At 31.1% G+C, this 22,049-nt stretch carries 10 protein-coding genes; 4 read left to right on the forward strand and 6 right to left on the reverse strand.

The genetic code is table 4. The annotated features are described in order from the left end of the window. From ACOMC1_RS01435 to ACOMC1_RS01445, 3 genes are all read left to right on the forward strand, one after another. Nucleotides 1–194 (forward strand): hypothetical protein (locus ACOMC1_RS01435; RefSeq protein WP_420330869.1); only part of this gene is annotated, 194 nt, incomplete at its 5' end. A gap of 2,397 nt (nucleotides 195–2,591) precedes the next feature. Next, nucleotides 2,592–5,036, forward strand: coding sequence for a hypothetical protein (locus tag ACOMC1_RS01440; protein WP_420330870.1), 2,445 nt, complete (start codon nucleotides 2,592–2,594; stop codon nucleotides 5,034–5,036). Between the two features lie 817 nt (nucleotides 5,037–5,853). Next, complete coding sequence (locus ACOMC1_RS01445) at nucleotides 5,854–16,278, forward strand: hypothetical protein (protein ID WP_420330871.1); 10,425 nt, start codon at nucleotides 5,854–5,856, stop codon at nucleotides 16,276–16,278. A 106-nt stretch (nucleotides 16,279–16,384) separates the two neighbouring features. Here the strand turns inward: ACOMC1_RS01445 and rpmE are convergent, their stop codons facing one another. The 5 genes from rpmE to ACOMC1_RS01470 form a co-directional block, all read right to left on the reverse strand. Continuing rightward, nucleotides 16,385–16,603, reverse strand: coding sequence for a 50S ribosomal protein L31 (rpmE, locus tag ACOMC1_RS01450; RefSeq protein ID WP_420330872.1), 219 nt, complete (start codon nucleotides 16,601–16,603; stop codon nucleotides 16,385–16,387). 193 nt (nucleotides 16,604–16,796) lie between these two features. Then, entirely contained in the window at nucleotides 16,797–17,456 is a 660-nt protein-coding gene (locus ACOMC1_RS01455) for a chromate transporter (RefSeq protein ID WP_420330873.1), read from the reverse strand. After that, complete coding sequence (locus ACOMC1_RS01460) at nucleotides 17,456–18,160, reverse strand: chromate transporter (protein WP_420330874.1); 705 nt, start codon at nucleotides 18,158–18,160, stop codon at nucleotides 17,456–17,458. The genes ACOMC1_RS01455 and ACOMC1_RS01460 overlap by 1 nt, the downstream gene beginning before the upstream one ends. A gap of 40 nt (nucleotides 18,161–18,200) precedes the next feature. After that, nucleotides 18,201–18,839, reverse strand: a complete 639-nt coding sequence (locus ACOMC1_RS01465; RefSeq protein ID WP_420330875.1) for a thermonuclease family protein — start codon at nucleotides 18,837–18,839, stop codon at nucleotides 18,201–18,203. Between the two features lie 72 nt (nucleotides 18,840–18,911). Next, on the reverse strand, nucleotides 18,912–19,187 hold the full coding sequence (locus ACOMC1_RS01470; RefSeq protein WP_420330876.1) for a hypothetical protein: 276 nt from the start codon (nucleotides 19,185–19,187) through the stop codon (nucleotides 18,912–18,914). Between the two features lie 375 nt (nucleotides 19,188–19,562). On the opposite strand from ACOMC1_RS01470, the gene ACOMC1_RS01475 reads away from it, so the two are divergent. Beyond that, nucleotides 19,563–20,897, forward strand: a complete 1,335-nt coding sequence (locus tag ACOMC1_RS01475) for a hypothetical protein (RefSeq protein ID WP_420330877.1) — start codon at nucleotides 19,563–19,565, stop codon at nucleotides 20,895–20,897. A 64-nt stretch (nucleotides 20,898–20,961) separates the two neighbouring features. On the opposite strand, the gene ACOMC1_RS01480 is transcribed toward ACOMC1_RS01475, so the two are convergent. Then, nucleotides 20,962–21,927: a GMP reductase gene (locus ACOMC1_RS01480; protein ID WP_420330878.1), complete on the reverse strand. Its 966-nt coding sequence runs from the start codon at nucleotides 21,925–21,927 to the stop codon at nucleotides 20,962–20,964. Between the last annotated feature and the right edge of the window lie 122 nt (nucleotides 21,928–22,049).

Raw genomic sequence — 22,049 nt, forward strand, 5'->3', positions numbered from 1 at the left:
GATTAAAAATGGACTTTTTTGTGAAAATTTGGCATTTTTTGATGTTTAAAAAATTCAAGGAAAAGCAACCCCCTGCCCTTGAAATTTTTGTTGAAAATTTTACGATTTTTTTGCAAAAATTTTGGTCGAAAAAACAGCGAAAAAAAATTAAAAAAAATTGATGAATTTTTAAGGATTTTCATTCTGGAATCTAAATCTGTGATTATATATTTAAAATTAATTAGAAAATTAGCTAAAAAATAGACTTCAAAAATAAGGAGTTAAACATAAATTAAAAATAAAGATATAACACCTGTATAAAGTGCAAATGTTTTTGTGGCTTAAAAAGACACACTTCAGTAGGAAACACTTCTTAAAACGTCCATAAATTAACTTAAGGAGCAATGGTGCATGTTCTAAAACAAAAGATATATTAAAAAGACACCACATAAGTAGGTGTCTTTTATTCATTTTGGCATTAACGAATGGAATTTTACTTCCTTTCGATTAAGAATTTGAATTAAATATTCATTTGACGTATTAAATAATAATTAATTTAAGATGTGTGCACTGTTTATTTATTAAGGATAAAATTATTGTTCTTTAATTATTAATTAGTTTGGCTATGTCGATTCTTAATCGAGAAAGATGAAAGTTGAATTTTGTCTTGGAAGGCTAATTGGCGATCAACTTTCTAAATTGAATTCGTGTTTGTTGTTTTTTTTCATGTTGATGAAATTGTATTTGGCGTAAATCTCTTAACAACATAATTTTAATTTGTCTGTCATTTCTCTCTTGGCGTTTGTTCAAGATAGCAAGCAATTTATTATTCAGAACTTTTTCCAAAACACCTTGGCGATGGTCAATTTGCCCGTTTCAAGCAAATCCTTATTTTGGTTAAAATTCTACCTTCAAAATTTGGCGTTTTTTGAAGAATTTTTTGCCCTTCAGCTACCTCAATATTATTTTAGCACAAAAATTACATATAAAAAAATAAAAAAAGTTAAAAAATGCTTTCTTTTTTGATTAAAAATGGACTTTTTTGTGAAAATTTGGCATTTTTTGATGTTTAAAAAATTCAAGGAAAAGCAACCCCCTACCCTTGAAATTTTTGTTGAAAATTTTACGATTTTTTTGCAAAAATTTTGGTCGAAAAAACAGTGAAAAAAAATTAAAAAAAATTTGCAATTTTCGAATATTTTTCATTCTTGAGTACTAAATCATATTTTCAATAATCCAATTTTATTAAAAAAAGTATTAAAAAAACAGGTGGTCATAAACACAAAGTGTAACCAGTATTCTAAAAGCTAAATTTAAGAGAAAAACATAAAAAATCTATTGGAATTATAAATAACTTCAAAACACGTCTTAAATAGCTTTTAAAACACCTCTTAAGTAACATTTGTAAGATCCAATGTGAAAGATATATTAAAAAAGACACCACATAAGTAGGTGTCTTTTATTCATTTTGGCATTAACGAATGGAATTTTACTTCCTTTCGATTAAGAATTTGAATTAAATATTCATTTGACGTATTAAATAATAATTAATTTAAGATGTGTGCACTGTTTATTTATTAAGGATAAAATTATTGTTCTTTAATTATTAATTAGTTTGGCTATGTCGATTCTTAATCGAGAAAGATGAAAGTTGAATTTTGTCTTGGAAGGCTAATTGGCGATCAACTTTCTAAATTGAATTCGTGTTTGTTGTTTTTTCTCATGTTGATGAAATTGTATTTGGCGAAAATCTCTTAACAACATAATTTTAATTTGTCTGTCATTTCTCTCTTGGCGTTTGTTCAAGATAGCAAGCAATTTATTATTCAGAACTTATTCCAAAATATCTTGGCGATGGTCAATTTGCCTGTTTCAAGCAAATCTCTATTTTGGTTAAAATTCTACCTTCAAAATTTGGCGTTTTTTGAAGAATTTTTTGCCCTTCAGCTACCTCAATATTATTTTAGCACAAAAATTACATATAAAAAAATAAAAAAAGTTAAAAAATGCTTTCTTTTTTGATTAAAAATGGACTTTTTTGTGAAAATTTGGCATTTTTTGATGTTTAAAAAATTCAAGGAAAAGCAACCCCCTGCCCTTGAAATTTTTGTTGAAAATTTTACAATTTTTTTGCAAAAATTTTGGTCGAAAAAACAGTGAAAAAAAATTAAAAAAAATTTGCAATTTTCGAATATTTTTCATTCTTGNATTAAATTTTAAGATTCTTAGGCGACATAATTCAGTGACCAATTGTAAAAATTATCGGTGCATTTTATTAATTTTTTTTCTTTTAAAAAACTGAGAAAAAATCACTTAAATTCCGAAATAATTTAATTTATTTCTTTAACTAGGATTAAGAAACTAAAAAAATCTTATACAAACTGCAAATCAGTTCTCTAGAATGATCGTTATTCACTTTCTTAAAGTCATTTTTTTACTTAATTACATTACAAATCACAAATAATTTAGGGTGTTTAACCCGCTGAAAAAGTTTATTTTTGGGTTTATATCTAATTTTAATATTCAAAATATAACCATATAAGTAAAAAAATTATGAAAAAATGTTTCATATTGATATAATTAATTGAAAAAAGTTAGGGGATGAAACTATTATGAAAAAAACAACAAAAAGAAATATTGCCACTTTAGGAATGACAACGTTAGCTGTAACAATGCCAGTTGCAGCAGTTGTTTCTTGTGGTTCAGAAGATGATTCGAAAGTTAAAGAATTAAAAAACCAAATAGACGCTCAACAAAAAGAACTTGATGCAAAAAATAAAGCTATTGCAGATAAACAAGCTGAAATTAAAAATGAAAAATCAAGAGCTGATGCTAAGCAAAAAGAAATTGATGAAATTAAAGCAAAACTTGTTTCAAAAGGAACACCAGTTTCTAATAAAGGACAACTTAATGCAGATCTTGAAGCTAAGAAGGCTGAATTAGCTAAAATCAAGGCTGAAATTAAAAATACGGCAGCTGACTTAGAAAAACTTAAGGATGAAGCTAAAGCAAAAAATAAAACTATCCAAGATAAAGATGCCGAAATAGCAACACTTAAAAACGACAAAAAAGCATTAGAAACAAAATTAAGCACAGCTGTTCAAGAAAGAGATGATCTTAAAGCTGAAGTGAAAACTAAAGATACACAACTTCAATCTAGACAAACAGAAATTGATAAATTAACAAAACAAATCACTGATAAAGATGCTGAAATAAAAACTAAACAAGGTGAAATTGATACATTAACAGCAGACGCTGCAACAAACACAACAAAAATTGCTGACTTAGAAAAATCAGTTAATAACAAAACAACAGAAATAGCTTCATTAAAAGCTACTGCCGCAACAAACACAACAAAAATTGCCGACTTAGAAAAATCAGTTAATGATAAAAAACTTGAGTTAGATAAGTTAAAAGCAGATGCTGCAACAAATGCAACAAAAATCGCTAACTTAGAAAAATCAGTTAATGATAAAAAACTTGAGTTAGATAAGTTAAAAACAGATGCCACAGGAAACGCAACAAAAATCGCAAACCTGGAAAACGATATCAAAACTAAACAAGGTGAAATTGATACATTAACAGCAGATGCTGCAACAAACGCAACAAAAATTGCCGACTTAGAAAAATCAGTTAATAACAAAACAACAGAAATAGCTTCATTAAAAGCTACTGCCGCAACAAACGCAACAAAAATCGCCGACTTAGAAAAACAAGCTAAGACAGATTCAGATGAAATCGCAAAACTTAATGCAGACATCACAGCAAAAGATACTGAAATTAAAACAAAAGAACAAGAAATTGGGACATTAACAACAGAAAAACAAGGGTTAAATGGTCAATTAACTACAGTTACAAAAGAAAGAGATACTCTTAAAGCTGATTTAAAAACAAAAACAGATGAACTTCAAACAAAAACAACTGAAGTTGCAACTCTAAATAAAACAGTTACAGATAAAGATGCTGAAATTAAAACTAAACAAGATGAAATTGATAAATTAAAAGCTGAAGTTGCAGATAAAGATAAAGACATCGCAGGTCTTGAAAAAGATATTACAAAACTTGTTCCAAAGGGTGAAGTTAAAGATAGTTCTATAAAAGAAGATTTAACAGGTGCAACTACATTTACACACTTCGGTGATGGAACAAATAATGATCCTAAATTTGAATATGTTGGTACAAAAAATGGATTATTCAAATTAGACCCAACAACACATACACTTACAAAAGTTGCTGGTTACGATTCAGTTGGAGACATGACAAATGGATTCATACATGAATTCAAAACTAAACAATATGGACGTGTTGTATTCATAGGGACAAAAAATGGTCTATGAGCAAAAACAGAAAATAAACTTTTACAACATGTTGAAAAAGGTGACTTCTCAAAAGCTAATATGACTTATGATGGATGATCAAATAACCCAGTTATATTATTAAATGGGCAAATGCTTGATGTTACTCTTATGTCAGGTTCTGGAATATGAGAAATTGGTACAACTTCAAAATTAAAAAACTTACCAAAAAACATTACACAAAGTATTTTAGTTAGAGTTGTAGGTGATGAAAAGATATTCTATATTGCTGATGACGGAATATATGAAGCATTCTATCACTATGGACAATGACACAATAATCTAATTTCAAAAGAACATGGTCAATTTATCCATGCTGTTGTTGATAAAGATGGTAAAGGGAAAGTATATGTTGGATTAGATGATGGTCTAGCAATATTAGAAAACCACGATGATGTTCTTGGTTCATCAAAACTTAAGAGAATTGGTAGAAAAACAGATCTTACAGGAGCATCGATGGCACATGATGATAATAATGTTTATGTATCTACAAAAGATGGTCTAAAAAGACTTCAATTCGATAATCTATGATTAGCATTAGTTAAAGGTAATTCAGATGACACTACAGATCATAGAAAAGATGCTTTAATTAATGGTGCTAACGGAGTACTATTAGGAGATGCAAATGGTGCTAAAGTTATTAAGCCTTCACAAGGTTTAAAACCATTCACATCAGCAGCTTCAAACATATATATTAAATAACCTTTATGGGTTATTTTTTTTAATATTTATTACGATGAAAAGTGATGAAATTAAGGGGTAAATACACCTTAAAAATATCCAAAATGGAGTAATATTTTTAAGGTTTCTCGTATCATTTTTATTCATACATCTATATAAACACCCCTTGAATCAACCCTTATTTATATAGGGGATAACAGTATTTAAGCACCAATAAAATAAGGGGTTGAATTCCTTGAAAAAGGGTTGAAAATGCAACCAATCCTTTGAATTTATAGGGGTTGAATTCAGGGTTGAATTTGAATTTTATTGTCAAAAACATAAGTTATTTTTTGTTAACATTGTATTTTTTTAATGCCCTTTTTCTCTACTTTAATAACTCACTTTTTAAAAGGTGGGCCACTAAATAATGGAGTATTATATGGGTATGCACTTTTATGCCGAAACTCGTAAAAACCTTATGTTTAAAGGGTTTTGGGGTGGTCTTAATTTCAACTGTGTTAATATGTTAATAAGAATTAAATACGAAGAAAAACGATTTTTTATACAAGGGATTTTGTTCAATTTTGTTGATTCCACAAGGTTTCACAACAATACAAAATGTAGAAATTTTAAATTGTATTATGCTAAAATATTCTTAGGACAAGATAAACACAAATATCTTTTCTATAAAAAACGTTAAAAAAACAAATCGCCAAATTTACATATCGCCTTAAACATTAAACTAATTTTCATGCCAAATTAAATTAGTTTCAGAGAAATACTGTGTATGATGCATCTACACATTATTCATGCTAAAAAAGACATATTTAAATTTCTGGTGAAACAGGAGAAAAATATGAAGAAAAACAAAAAAGTAGTTTTATCAGTTGCGGCAGTTGCAGCAGTTACAGTGCCGGTAGCAGTTACAGTAACTAACACTAGAACAGCGGGAAACCAAGATAAAGCAGTTCTTGCTTACTTAGACAAGCGTATTCAATCAAAAAAAGCAGAAGCAAAAGCAGAACACCATAAGGTTAATGGACAAAAGCTTTTACAAAAAGAAATTCAAGAAAGAAAAGCTTACGAAGCCAAACAAGAAGCCGAAAGAAACGCAGCACTTAAAAACATTTTCAAAAAAGAGCAAATTGAAAGTCCGATAGATTCTTACTATTTAAATTGACAACATACAGACTCTTTATTTAAATACGATGATAAAGAATTGGTAAAAACAACTGCGGTTTCATACCAATTGAGAATGCTTCCAATGGATATAACTAGATCAACAACACGTGGTGAAGTCTTTAAAAAACACAATACAGATGACTTTCTTATACACCTAACAAAAGAAATAATTAATAAAAGTGATCTTTGAGTAGAAATTCAACAACATTTAGTGTCTTTTGATTTTGAGTCAGAGTTCAAGACATGAAAAAAAGATCCTAAAAACCCTAATATTTTAACTCACACAGATAAAGTAGATGGTAGTTTATTTAAATTTGAAGCGTATGCTGCAATCGTAAAATTATTGGGATTTGAGTTTACAGATGAAGCAGCCTCAAAGAAAGACTGAGATAAAAATACAAGTCGAAGAGATAGAACTTTCACGATGGAGTGAAATAAGGATTCAAGTTTAAGTATTCCTGAAAAAGATCTTGAACATTCTAGAATGAAACTGAGATTTGACAAGTCCGATAAAGAAACTGGACTTAAAAACGCAATCAGTGATTCAATGGTTTGAAGTGGTTTGAAAATGGATATGTTTAAAGATGTAAAACAAGGTAAAGAGCAAATAAATCATACACACTATAATGGTGGACTTATTTATGATAGAGGTATTCGTGATGGAGACTGAAAAACTGCGAAAAACTATATTGCTGGTGGTGATTCAAAAGCAAGTAACGTATCGGTTAGTATTGATGATAAAAGAGATAGTGGTTATGTATTTACTAATGAAGGTAGGGGACCTGATTATATGGCGGGTTATTGACCAAAAGATAATAGGCCACACCTTGATTCACCTGAGGGATTTAAAAAGTCAGACAGAATGAAAGATGGTACATTATCTATCCAACACCAAGCTTTCTATGTCTTAGATACAGATAGTATAGAAGCTGTAGATCTTGCGGGTATTGAAGAAGGGATTCTTAAAGCAAAAGTTGTAAATCAAGGATTTAAAAAAGCCAAAGAAATAGCAGATGCTATAAACAATGCAAAAACAACCGCCGAAAAGAAATTCTTATTAGGGAAATACTTCGGTATGAAAGTTAATTCTGTACCTGACAAAATACTTAAGAGAATAAAAGTAACTGGTGATGCAAATGGTAATATGACACTTGAAATGGAATTTTATAAAAGTAATAAATTTAGAAGCACCATTACTAGATCAAACAATTCAATTAAAGCCTTATCAGATGATCAAATAAAAGAATTAATCGCTAATGATAATCAAAAGAAAAATCATAAATTGGTTGACGATGCCTTTAAACCTAAATTAACAATTTCAGGTGCAACACAAGGTGATAGAACAGCGGCTGAAATTGCTAAAACAATTACTAGCATTAACGATCTTGCAAAATTATTGGGTGTTGATGTATCAGCATTATCAAAATCATTAAAAGGTAAAGGTACACTGACAAAAATTCATGTAGATACTGATACAAATGGTAATATAACTATTAAAGTTACAGTTAATACACCGGACGCTACAAGACCTCCTTTAGATAATGTATTGAAAATAAAAGTTAAATCAGATGCAACTATTGCAACGCAAATCGCTGATAAACTTCAAAAGAAAAATGAAGATGCCGTTAAATCTGATATGACTGCTAAACCTTCTGTTAAAAATCAAGGTGATAGAAAAATGTCTGAAGTTGCCAAAAGTGTAACAGATTTAGGAACTCTTAAAAAAGAACTTGGTCTTGACATTAAAGTGCCAAAAGGTTCAACAATTACAGTTAAAGTTACTGTAGATCCAAAAGACTCATCAAAAGTAAAAATTGATGTTGCAGTTACTACAAAAGGTGCTTCTACTGAAACACACCATTTCACAAAAGAAGTTTCTGGTAAAGATGATTCAACAATTGATACACAAATTGCTGATAAAAAACAAACAAAAAATAATGCGGATATTGATGCTTTATTAAAGAAAGCTAAACTTAAAAACCAAGGTGATAAAAAAGGTTCAGAAATTGCTAAAGACTTCAACAAAAAATCAATTGCTGATAAACTGAAAGATCTTAAAGATAAGTTCGGTGTTGATTTAACAGGTAAATCTAACAGTAATGGAACAAAAATTACAGATGTAAAACTTACAGCCGATCCTAAAACAGGGAAAATTAAAATTGAAGTTAAAACAGAAACAAAAAACGCTACAAATGCAACTAAATCACCTTCATCACACGATGTTACTGGTAAAAATGATGTTGAAATTAATGCTAATATCAATAAACCAAAAGAAATAGCTGCAATCGTTGCCTTCTTTAAAAAAGCGAAATTAACAAAACAAGGTACAAGAACAATTGATGAAATTGTTGCTGCTTGAAATAAACTGTCATTAGATGACAAACTTAGAGCTATTAAAGATGAAACAGGTGTTGATGTTCCTAAAACACAAGGTAATACAACAATTTTAAAACTTGTTTTCTCAAAAGGAAATGGTGCAACAATTGACGTTGAGATTTCTACAACAACTGCACACGCAACAACAGCTAGTGGTTCTGCAAAAGCAACTATTGATGGTGATGACAATGCAACAGTAATGCAAAGAAGAAAAGTAGTTGCTGCTGATAAAAAGCAAAAAACATCTATCGCTTCTATTAAGAAAATTATTGACGGAATCGACATTAAAGTTCCACAAGGTAAAAACACTGTATCATCAATTCAAAAAATTATTGATGACCTTACTAAAGCTGGTAAACCAATTGATGAAATCCTTAAAGCTATTAAGAATGCTACAGGTGTAGATATTCCTACAAAAGTTGGGGATACATCAATTACAGGTGTAAAACTTACAGCTGATCCAAAAACAGGAAAAATTAAAGTTACAGTAACAACAAAAACACCAGATGCAACTAAGAATCCTTCAGTAGACGGAAGCTTAAGTGGTACAAATGATATAGATCTAACTCAAAAGAAAAATATCGAAGCTATCGAAGCCAAACTTAATGGTGTAGATATCAAAGGTAAACAAGGTTCAGATACTATTGCTGAAATCATTAAAAAAATGAAAAAAGCAGGTGCATCGGTTGCTGACATAATTAAGTCAATTAAAGCAATCACAGGTGTTGATTTATCTACTGGTCACAAAGGTACAGATATCACAGGTGTTACACTAGTTGATGATGGAAAAGGTGGAATTAAAGTTACCGTTTCTACAAATACAAAAGGTGCAACAACTCCAACAGCGGATGCAAAAGGAAGTTTTGTTGGTAATAATGATAAAACAGCAAATACAACAAAACTAAAAGATAAAAACAACGCAGATATCGCTAAGAGAATTCACGATGTTGATATCAAAACTAAACAAGGAACAAAAACAGTTAAAGAAATTGCTGATATTGTTAAAAAAGGTAAAGCTAACGGAGATTCAATAGATAAAATTCTAGACGCTATTAAAAATGCTACAGGTGTTGATTTAGCTTCTGGACATAAAGGTACAAAAATTACTGATATTGATTTAAAAGCTGATCCAAAAACAGGAGACATTGCCGTTTCTGTTAAAACAACTACAAAAGGTGCTGTGCCAGCTGATGGTACTGTAACTGGTACAATGAAAGGTCACAACGATAAAGTTGTTTCCAATTCAAAAGCTAGAGATTCTCATGCTGGAGATATTAAGAAAAAAATTGATGGTGTAGATATTAAAACTGCTCAAGGTAAGAAAACACCTAAAGAAGTTGTTGACACTATTAATAATGCTATCAAAGCTGCAACTAAACCTGATGGTACAGTTGACATTAAGGCAGTAATTGCCGCTGTTAAAAAAGCGACAGGTGTTGACTTAGGTACAGGTAACTTCGGTACAAACCCTGTTACAAAAGTTACAGGTGTTGGTGTGTCTGTTGGAAAACCAGATGGAACAATTAATATTTCTGTTAAGACACATACTAAGGGAGCTTCTCCTGAAGATAAAACAGTTACAGGTACACTTAAAGGTAACCCGACAAATGTTGTAAATGCTAATAAGGCACAACCTACAAATATCGCGGCTATTAGTTCATCATTCAAAAATGCTAAATTAATAAACCAAGGTACAAGAACAATTGCGGAAGTTATTAAAGATATCCTAAAAGGTAAAAACCCAGCTGGAATTCTTGCTAACATTAAAACTGAAACAGGTGTTGATGTTGCTGTAACTTCAAATGGAACAACTATTACAAAAGTTTCTCTTGCTGTAAATGCTGCTGGTGATGGTATCGATGTTACTATCGAAACAAATACACCAAACGCAACAACTCCAGCTCAAGCGGTTAAAGTTGTTGTTAAGGGTGAAACAGATGCTCAAATCGCAACAAAAATTGCTTCTAATTTAAGAGATGCAAACATCGCTAAGATTAAAGCTGAGATCAAAAAACACTTAGATATTAAAACTAAACAAGGAAGCAAAACAATCAAAGAAATTATTGATGAAATCAATGCTGGTAAAGGTGCTGGTGTAGATACAGTTATTGCTAACTTAAAAAGAATTCTAGGTATTGATATAACAAATGGTAAAAAAGGTATTCATGACGGTACTGACGTTACAGATGTTAAATTAACTGATGATGGTAAAGGTAACATCAAAATTGAAGTTGTTACAAAAACTCCGGGAGCAAATCCTGCTGACGCTTCAGTAAAAGATACACTAAATGGTAATAATGATGCTACAGCTGCTGCAAAGAAAAAAATTGATGCAGCAAATAAAGCAAAACCAACAAACATTACTAACCTAAAAAGACAATTCACAAATCTTGGGCTAAAACACCAAGGTGGAAGAACATTAGCAGAAGTTATTGCTGACATTATGAAAGTTGGTCCCACTGACGTAGCTGGAATTCTTGCAGGAATTAATAAAGAAACTGATTCAAAAATCAAAATTACAGATAATGGTACAACTATTACAGGGATCAGTCTTGCTGTAAATGCTGCTGGTGATGGTATCGATGTTACTATCGAAACAACAACTAGCCTAGCTACACAACCACATGAAACAGTTAAAGTTTCAATTTCAGGTAAGAATGATGCTCAAATTGCAATAATTAATGCAACAAAATTAAAAGCAACAAATATCGCTAATATTGAAAGAATGCTGAAAGATGTTGACATTAAAGCTGGACAAGGTACAGATACAATCGCAGAAGTTATTGCAAAAATGAAGAAAAAAGGTGCATCAGTTGCCGACATCATCGCTGCAATAAGAAAAATTGCTGGTGTTGATTTAACTCAAGGTCACAAAGGTACAGATATTACAGGAATCGATTTAACTAAAGATCCTAAAAATCCTAACCAAATTAAAATCGTAGTTCACACAAGAACTAAAGGAGCTGCTCCTGAAGCTGGTGATGCAAATGGTAATTTCATTGGTAATAATGATAATATAGCTAACGCTTCAAAAGCTAGAGATTCTCATGCTGGAGATATTAAGAAAAAAATTGATGGTGTAGATATTAAGATACCTCAAGGTAAAACAAAAATTTCTGATATCGTTAAAACTATTAAGGACGCTATCAAAGCTGCAACTAAACCAGATGGTACAGTTGACATTAAGAAAGTAATTGCTGCCGTTAAGAAAACAACTGGTGTTGATCTAGGTACTGGACAAATGGGTAATAAACCAAATGTTACAGATATCACAAGTATCGATGTTAAAGGTAACCCAGATGGAACAATCGATGTTACTGTTAAAACACACACTAAAGGAGCTTCTCCTGCGGATAAAACAGTTACAGGTAAACTAATTGGTAATCCTGATAAAGTTGTTGCTAAAACAATTGACAGAGATAAAAACTTAGACACTATCAAGAAAGCTATTGATGGTAAAGATATTAGAACTAAGCAAGGAACAAAAACTGGTAAAGAATTAGCAAAAGAAATTGCTGATATGAAAAAAGCTGGTAAAACAATCGATGAAATCCTTAAAGCTATTAAAGCTGCAACTGGTGTAGATATTCCTAAATCAGTAGGTGACACAAAAGTTACTGGTGTAGTTCTAACTCCTAACCCAGATGGAACAATCGACGTTAAAGTTTCAACTTCAACAAAAGGTGCTTCTCCTGAATCTAAAGATACAACAGGTAAAGTTAAAGGTAACACAGATGCTGTTGCAAAAACTTCAATTGACAGAGATAAAAACCTAGATACTATCAAGAAAGCTATTGATGGTAAAGATATTAGAACTAAGCAAGGAACAAAAACTGGTAAAGAATTAGCAAAAGAAATTGCTGATATGAAAAAAGCTGGTAAAACAATCGATGAAATCCTTAAAGCTATTAAAGCTGCAACTGGTGTAGATATTCCTAAATCAGTAGGTAAAACAAACGTTACTGGTGTAGTTCTAACTCCTAACCCAGATGGAACAATCGACGTTAAAGTTTCAACTTCAACAAAAGGGGCTTACCCAGAAGCTAAAGATACAAAAGGTACAGTTAAAGGTAACACAGATGCCACTGTAAAAAAATCAATCGACAGAGATAAAAACTTAGATACTATCAAGAAAGCTATTGATGGTAAAGATATTAAAACTAAGCAAGGAACAAAAACTGGTAAAGAATTAGCAAAAGAAATTGCTGATATGAAAAAAGCTGGTAAAACAATCGATGAAATCCTTAAAGCTATTAAAGCTGCAACTGGTGTAGATATTCCTGAATCAGTAGGTGATACAAAAGTTACTGGTGTAGTTCTAACTCCTAACCCAGATGGAACAATCGATGTTAAAGTTTCAACTTCAACAAAAGGAGCTTACCCAGAAGCAAAAGATACAACAGGTAAAGTTAAAGGTAACACAGATGCTGTTGCAAAAACTTCAATCGACAGAGATAAAAACTTAGATACTATCAAGAAAGCTATTGATGGTAAAGATATTAGAACTAAGCAAGGAACAAAAACTGGTAAAGAATTAGCAAAAGAAATTGCTGATATGAAAAAAGCTGGTAAATCAATCGATGAAATCCTTAAAGCTATCAAAGCTGCAACTGGTGTAGATATTCCTAAATCAGTAGGTAAAACAACAGTTACTGGTGTAGTTCTAACTCCTAACCCAGATGGAACAATCGACGTTAAAGTTTCAACTTCAACAAAAGGTGCTTACCCAGAAGCAAAAGATACAAAAGGTACAGTTAAAGGTAACACAGATGCTACTGTAAAAAAATCAATCGACAGAGATAAAAACTTAGATACTATCAAGAAAGCTATTGATGGTAAAGATATTACACAAAAACAAGGTGGTAAAAAAGCCTCAGAAATTGCTAAGAAAATCGCTGATATGAAAAAAGCTGGTAAATCAATCGATGAAATCCTTAAAGCTATCAAAGCTGCAACTGGTATAGATATTCCTAAATCAGTAGGTAAAACAACAGTTACTGGTGTGGTTCTAACTCCTAACAAAGATGGAACAGTTGATGTTAAAGTTTCAACTTCAACAAAAGGTGCTTACCCAGAAGCAAAAGATACAACAGGTAAAGCAAAAGGTAATACAGATGCAACAGCTGATGCTACTGCAACTAAGAATAAAAATGAAGCAGATATCAAGAAGAAAATTGATAACACTGATATCAAAAAAGCACAAGGTAAGAAAACTGCTGCTGAAATAGCTAAAGCTATTAAAGATGCTATTGCGAAAGCAACTGATCCTAAAACAGGTAAAGTTGATCCTAAAGCTATCAACAAAGCTGTTAAAGATGCAACAGGAATCGATTTAGGTGTGCATAAAGGTACAGACATCACAGGTGTTTCTGTAACTGCAAAACCAGATGGAACAATCGACATTACTGTTGATACAAACACTAAAGGTGCAAATCCTCCAAAAGGTCAAGTAAAAGGTAAATTAATTGGTAACCCTGATACAGTTGTTGCTGCTACAAAAGCAAAAGATTCACATGCTGCAGACATTAAGAAAAAAATTGATGGTGTAGACATTAAGAAACCGCAAGGTGGTAAGAAAATTTCTGATATCGTTAAAACTATTAAGGACGCTATCAAAGCTGCAACTAAACCAGATGGTACAGTTGACATTAAGAAAGTAATTGCTGCTGTTAAGAAAGCAACTGGTGTTGATCTAGGTACTGGACAAATGGGTAAAAAACCAAATGTTACAGATATCACAAGTATTGATGTTAAAGGTAACCCAGATGGAACAATCGATGTTACTGTTAAAACACATACTAAAGGAGCTTCTCCCGAAGATAAAACAGTTACAGGTAAATTAATTGGTAATAAAGATGCTACAGTTAAAGCAAATACTGCTCAACCTAAAAATACTGCAGCTATTAGTGCAGCATTCAAAAATGCTAAATTAATAAACCAAGGTACAAGAACAATTGCGGAAGTTATTAAAGATATTCTAAAAGGTAAAGATCCAAAAGGAATCCTTGCAAATATTCTTAAAGAAACAAATGTAAACGTTGCTGTAACTTCAAATGGTACAACTATTACAAAAATTGATCTTGCTGTAAATGCTGCTGGTGATGGTATTGATGTAACTATCGTAACAAATACACAAAATGCAACACAACCAAGTCAAACTAATAAAGTAGTTATTACTGGTGAAACAAATGCAGCTATCGCAACTAAAAAAGCTGATATCTTACAAAAAGCAAATAACAAGAAAATTGCTGACATAATTAACGGTACAAAAATCGATGGTAAAAAACAAGGTACAAAATCAGTTAAAGATATTGCAAAAGCAATTACTGACGCTAAGAAAAAACCTGGTTGAACACCTAAAGATCTTGTTGATGCTGTTAAGAAAGCAACAGGTATTGATTTAAGTAAGGGTCACAAAGGTACGGATATTACTGATATCGATGTAACTACAAAACCAGATGGATCAGTTGATGTTAAAGTTTCAACTTCAACAAAAGGTGCAACTAATTCAACAGGTACAACATCTGGTACAACACACGGTAAGTCTGACACAACAGTTGCTAATGAAAAAGCCGCTGAAAATAAAGCATTCTTGAAGAAAATCTTCAAATCAGCAAAACTGATTGATCAACGTAATAGAAAATCATCAGATGTTATCGCTGAAATTAAAGCTAAAAAGATTTTAGATCAATTAAAAGCTATTGAAAAAGAAACAGGAATTCATCTTGATGCTTTAAGAAACGGCTCACACATTGATTCAGTTGAGTTGGCATTAGACCCAACAACTAAAAAAGATATAACAGTAATCATTAAAACAACAACAACAGTTGGAAATGTAAAAGTTAAAACTGAAATTGAAGTTAAGATTATTGCTAAATCAAACCAAGCTATTGCTGATGAAGTTCAAAAAAGAAATATTTCTAGAATTATCAGAAACTTTAGAAGAGCTGAATTAGTTAAACAAGGTAAGAGAACAATTGATCAAGTTATTGATGATATTAGAAAAGCTGGAGGAATCCAAGATCAAATTAAGAAAATCGCTGAAGAAACAGGGATTGACATTAACAAAGATTTCGAAACTCCAACAAAAATTTCTGACTTTAAAATAACTAAAAAAGCAGATGGAACAATCGAAGTTACAATCGGTTCTGATACTCCAGATGCAACAAATGTTCACGCAATAACAACAGTTGTTATTCTTGGAGAAAAAGATGCTATTATCGCTAAAGTAATTGAAAAAGCTAAAGCTGATCTTGCTATTAAGGATAACATCAAAGATATCGAAGCTCTGCTTAAAGATATTAAAATAAGTGGTCAAGGTAAGAAAACAGTTAAAGATATTGCAAAAGAAATCAATGGTGCAAAATCAGTTAAAGATAAACTTGCAGTTATTAAAAAATGAACAAATGTGCCAGTTCCCGAATCTAAAAATGGAACAACAATAACAGATGTTATTGCAACTCCAAACCCAGATGGAACTATATCATTAAAAGTAAAAACTAACACACCACATGCTTCAGATCCAAAAACTGATGCAAAAGGTAGAATGATTGGTAATAAAGCTAAATTAGATTCTAACAAATCACTTAACCCTAACGGTAAAGGTGATGACTGAACTAAGAGAGTTGAACTACTTTCTATACTTTCAGGAGTCGGAGCATTAATGCTACTAGTATTAACACTTGGACTTGTCAAAAGAAAGAAAAGAAAAAGCCAAAAATAATTAGTTAATAAAAAGCTGAGATAACTCTCAGTTTTTTTATTACCCTTTTGACCTCAATATATAAAAGGATAAAAAAAGTAATGCCTGAGCATTACTAATCACTAAATTATTTAGATTCTTTTTTAGCGTTACCGAACATTCTGTTGAATCTTTCAACACGTCCAGTTGATTTAAGTGAAGTGTTTGTTCCTTTGTAGAATGGGTGACATTCTGAACAAGCGTCAATTGAAATTGATTTAGCAGTTGTACCGATTTGGTGTTTTGCTGAACATGTAATACATGCCACTTCAATTACTTTATATTCTGGGTGAATATCTTTTTTCATGGTGCATCTCCTTATCCATAGAATAGTGTATCTTCTTCTATAGTCTATTTAGCTTTCTATTTGAAAGTCTTAATAATAATATCATATATAGACACAAAAATCAACACTATTAAACCACAAAAATATCAATAAATTTAAAGGGGTATTATAAGGGGGAAATACCGACAATAAAAAACACCTAATACCAGTGTTTTTATACTCATGGAGCAAATATTAATATTCCTAAAATAATGTAAATTATTATAAGCATTAATAGTGGACGTTTTTTCTTTAATCAGAAAATAGCGAATGTAATGCCGATTGGAACTCATGCTATTAATACTCACATTCTTCATCCGCTGAAGAAGTTAGCACGACCACTATGAGTCATTCCTGCATAAGAATTTTTTGAGAATGAATTCAAGAATATTTGTGGGAACATTGTTCCTAATAATAATTGAATACTTAAAGCAATTAGAACACCAATAATAATTGGTCTTAAGAAGATGATTGTATTCTTAAGGTATTTGTTTGTTCTAGCTTTTCTAATCATCTTTGTAGTAATTAGAATTAATACAATTGAAGGTAGAGCAAAGATTAGATAAGTTCCAATCATTGCTAGGTAACCTCATCATTCACCATTAGAAACTAAGTAACCTGTAAATAAACCAAACTTAGTACTTACAACACCAGGTGTTGAGTTCGAAACAGCGAATACATTGTTAATAGTGTCGTCAGATATTTTTGCGTAACCTGTTTTATCCATTAATTGTCATAACGCCTTGAATAAAGGCATAAATACTTGACCACCACCAAAGACTATAAGTCCAAGAAGAAGAACCCCTAAGGTTGCTAATAATGCTAATGCTATCATTATTTACCTCCTTTAGACGATTGATCATCTGGAGTATCTTCTTTTTCTGTTGGGATTACTTCAACATCATCCTTTTCGGAAGATATTTCTGCTGTTAAAGGAACATCCTTTTTATGCCTTCTTATTCTTATGAACTCAACAACAAATACTACGAAGATTGTTGCAATCATAAGGATGGCTGGAATATTATAAGGAGCAGGTATAAACATACAGAAACCAAATGCTCCAATGATTAATGTGATCATAACTGGTAAGGCTAATTCTTTTCTTGATTGTTTTACATATCTGATTATGAATAATATTAAGATTGCAATAATGATTGGCATTATAGCAACGTTAATAATTCATAAATATCTTGGAGGTAAATACTTTGTACTTAAGACAAAAATAGCTAAGGCCATTAACATGTGAGGAAGTATTCCAATGATTGTTACAACAGTACCTCAAAGCTTACCTAGTTTTTTAATAGCAACATAAGATAGTGCTTCAACAACACTAGGACCAGGAATCATGTTTGATGCAATAACTACATCATCAAATTCTTCATCATCTAGTCAACCGTTTTCAACAACTGCGAATTTCCTAATAATAGGCATTAAGGCGTTTCCACCACCATACCCAAGAAAAGTCGCCTTTAATATGAAAACTAATACTTTGAAAAAGTCTTTTACTTTTGAATTTTGTTTCTTTTCTTTATTTTTCATAAAAAGATTATACTAAAACATCTTTTTTATTTATCTATGATTATGAATTGATATTTTGCTTAGGATATATTCTATGTTGGATAGAAACTGTTTCTCCGAAATAACCCATTTTATTACGTCTAGCTTCATCGCTTAATTTATGCATCATGTTGTAGTAGAAAAGTGGAACTCTATATTTTCTATTTCCGTGATTTGGCTTACTAATATATCCAATTCTAGCCAGACCCAATCTTACTAATTCCATAGCAAGGTTTATTACTTCACCTTTTTTATTTTTATAGAAAACAGCACCCACAACTCTTTGGTATGTGTGTTTATTTTTTGAAGCGATCATAACCTCTTTATTTAATATCTTTCCAGTAACAAAATCAGTTGCTTTATTCCCTCAAAGTAATTCAATTCCAGTTGAAGAAACTCACTTACCACCTTTGTTGTGACTTACTTCTGGAGTATCTACTGAAAAGAGTCTTCAAGATGTTCCTTTTTCATCTCTAAAAGTATCACCATCGTGAACACTTTTAATTTTATGATTCGGTTCTCATTTAACTTCAGAACCTTTTGAATACATGTATTGTGAATTAGTTGTATTCGGATATTCTTTCCCACAAGAAACAACAGTTATTAAAGGTGCTGAAATTGTTAGAAGAGCTCCAAATGTTAAGGAAAGTATTTTTTTCATAGTAATTAAATAATAACCCTTTTAAGAATAAGTTATTGATTAAGACAACAAAAATCAAGGTTATCCTTGATTTTAATTTGCTTGGCTATTGTTTTGGTTTGATTTATTTTTCTTATAACCGTATATGCCTAAATAAGAAAAAACTATACCTGATGAATAAACAGGAATCATCGAATATTGGAATAACAATTGTTTTGGTATATGTATATCTGAAAGGTATAGGGTTCCAATTGTGATTAATCCAATAAAATAACCAACTATGTATATGAAAAATAAAATTGTTCAAATCTTTTTCTTAGGAATGAAAAATTTTATTTCTTTTCTTTCGCATTTTTTCTTTTGTCTCATATATAAATTATAGAACTTTCAAGGGTATTGGAAACAGAAAAAACCTTGAACATTCAAGGAAAACATTGAATTAACAAGAGCAACAAATACCTTGAAAGCCTATTGAATAAAGGTTGAAATGCTTTTGTTAACAAAGAATATCATTGAATTCAGTAAAAACATACTCTAAAATTACAAATAATGTTAAAATAATATTGAGTTAAATAATAATATTTAATGCATATACAAGAAATAAATTACAAAAAAACGCCAAAAAACAAATGAGAAAAGTAACGCCAATTACAATTTTCAAACACAAATTTAAAAACTTTGACTTTAAAACAAGAATAGTTTTGATTTTATACTAACCTCATACGCTGGCGTAGGAGATAAGAAATGACAAAGCAAAAAAGAATTATATTATCTATGGGAGCTATTGCAGCACTTGCAGTTCCAACAGTTATAGCTGCAACAACACTTACAAATGAAGAACTTAAAAACAACAAAGTAAACAATGTTTTTGGAACTCAAACATTTACACAATATTCTTCAACATCAATTAACCTTGATAGTAAAAAAGTGTACGCAAGCCCAACAGGTAAAACAGTACATTTTCCATTAATGTTCGAAGAAGCTAAAAAAGCTCTTGATAAACTTAATGATATTAAAGAAAATATAAAAGATCTTGAAGCTGAGCAACAGAAAATTGAGAACGCTTTAAAAACTATAACAGACGCCACAAAGAAAGCAACGGCACAACAAGCTCTTGATATCACTAAAAAAGATAAACAAATAGAACTAGATAAACAAAAAACAGCGCAAGAAGAATACGATACAGCAAATGCTGATGCTTGACAAAGTGAAACAGCAGCAATATTTGAAGATTTAATGAAGAATGCAAGGATGACAAAAAAAGGTCAAAACTTTAGAAAAGCTTCAGAAATTGCAGTTGAAATAAACAGGATGCAAAAGATTAGTGAAAAACTTAAAGCCTTTAAAGAAACAACTGGTATTGATTTCCCAGAATTTAAAAATGGAGTAAGAATATGTAAGTTTGAAATATTCTCAGATCCAGATGGTACTTTAACAATAAACATGGATTTAAAAACTGAACATTCAACTACTGGAACACACGAAGTTCACGGTACAGTTTTAGGTGATGATAATGAAACAGTTGTTAACCATAATCAACCTATTAACATTAAAGCAATTTCAGATAAATTCAAAGGTGCGAAATTCAAGAAAAATATCGTAAAGAAAAACTCAGAAATTATAAAAGAAATTAACGAGATTTCAGGTGTAGAAGCTAAGTTAATTGCTATTGAAAAAATGACTGGTATTCATTTAGATCTTGAATCACATGGAACTGAAATAACAAAAATCGAGTTAACAGATAGAAAAGATGGAACTCTAGACGCATTATTCACAACTTCAACAGATTATGCAACAACATCTGAATTAATGGCTAAAGTTTCTATTAAGGGTCAAACAGATGCTGCAATAGACAAAATTAGAGAAGAAAAGCAAAAAGCAATTGAAGCACAAAGACGTGCAGCATTGCCTCCAGTGGATCACACTAAAGAAGATAGACAAAAATTTATGGCTATGATTGCATTAGCATCAGCTGGTGGACTACTATTCTTAATCTTAATGATTAAATTAATTCACGTTATGTTCAAAAAGAGAGCAGTAAAAAAAGAAATTAAAAGAGCAATAGATGAACAACAATAGTTGTTCTTTTCTTTTGCTCTTTTTGAGTAAATAAAAATACCGATAACCGGTACTTTTTTAAATATTAGAATCCTTCGTTTGATTTAACTAGAACGTATTTAACTTTCTTAATTGATTGTAATGTTTTACCACCAGCGTATGAGATTGAAGATTGTAGATCTTGTTCCATTTCTGTAAGTGTTTCTCAAATTGAACCTTTTGCAGGTACTAATTCTTTTTTACCTTCAACGTGTTTCTTTTCGCCTTTGTTAAATTCTGAAGCTGAACCAAAGTATTCTTTGTATTCTTCTCCATCAACGATAACTGTTTTACCTGGTGATTCGATGTGTCCTGAAAGGATTGAACCAGCCATTGACATTGTAGCTCCAAATCTAATTGATTTAGCTAAGTCACCATTTTGTCTAATTCCACCATCAGCGATGATTGGTTTAGTAGCAGCTTTTGAACACATGTTAACGGCAGCAAGTTGTCATCCACCTGTTCCAAATCCTGTTTTAAATCTTGTGATACATACTTTACCTGGACCTACACCAACTTTAGTTGCGTCAGCTCCTCATCTTTCAAGGTCAGTAACAGCTTCTGGAGTTGCTACATTACCTGCGATAACGAATGTTTCATCACCCATTTCTTTTCTAATGTGTTTAATCATCTCTTTAACTGAGTGTGAGTGTCCATGAGCAATATCAATAGTGATATATTCTGGAATTGTTCCATTTGCAGCTAATGTTGAGATTTCTTCAAAGTGTGCTTTTTGTACACCAACAGAAATTGATGAGATTAATTTCATCTCTTTCATCTTTTTAACAAACTTAACATTATCGAAGTTAAATCTGTGCATTACATAGAAATAACCCTTCTTAGCTAAGTCAATTGCTAGGTCCTCATTAATAATAGTAATCATGTTTGCTGGCACGATTGGTAACTTGAATTCGTGTTTTCCAAGTTTAACAGAAGTATTACATTCACTTCTCGATCTTACGATACATCTTTTTGGTAAAAGTTGTACATCTTCGTAATCAAATACTTTCATAATTTCTCCTTCACTTTTAATGTGTTTTTTTAGTGAGGGTAAAAATTAGTCCTTTCTTATTATACAAATTCGAGAAGGTTTGATTGTTAGGATTTTATAACCTTTTAAAAAGTATCAATGAA

It is taken from the genome of Mycoplasma todarodis (genome assembly GCF_965212735.1).
Classification (GTDB): domain Bacteria; phylum Bacillota_I; class Bacilli_A; order Mycoplasmatales; family Metamycoplasmataceae; genus Mycoplasma_K; species Mycoplasma_K todarodis_A.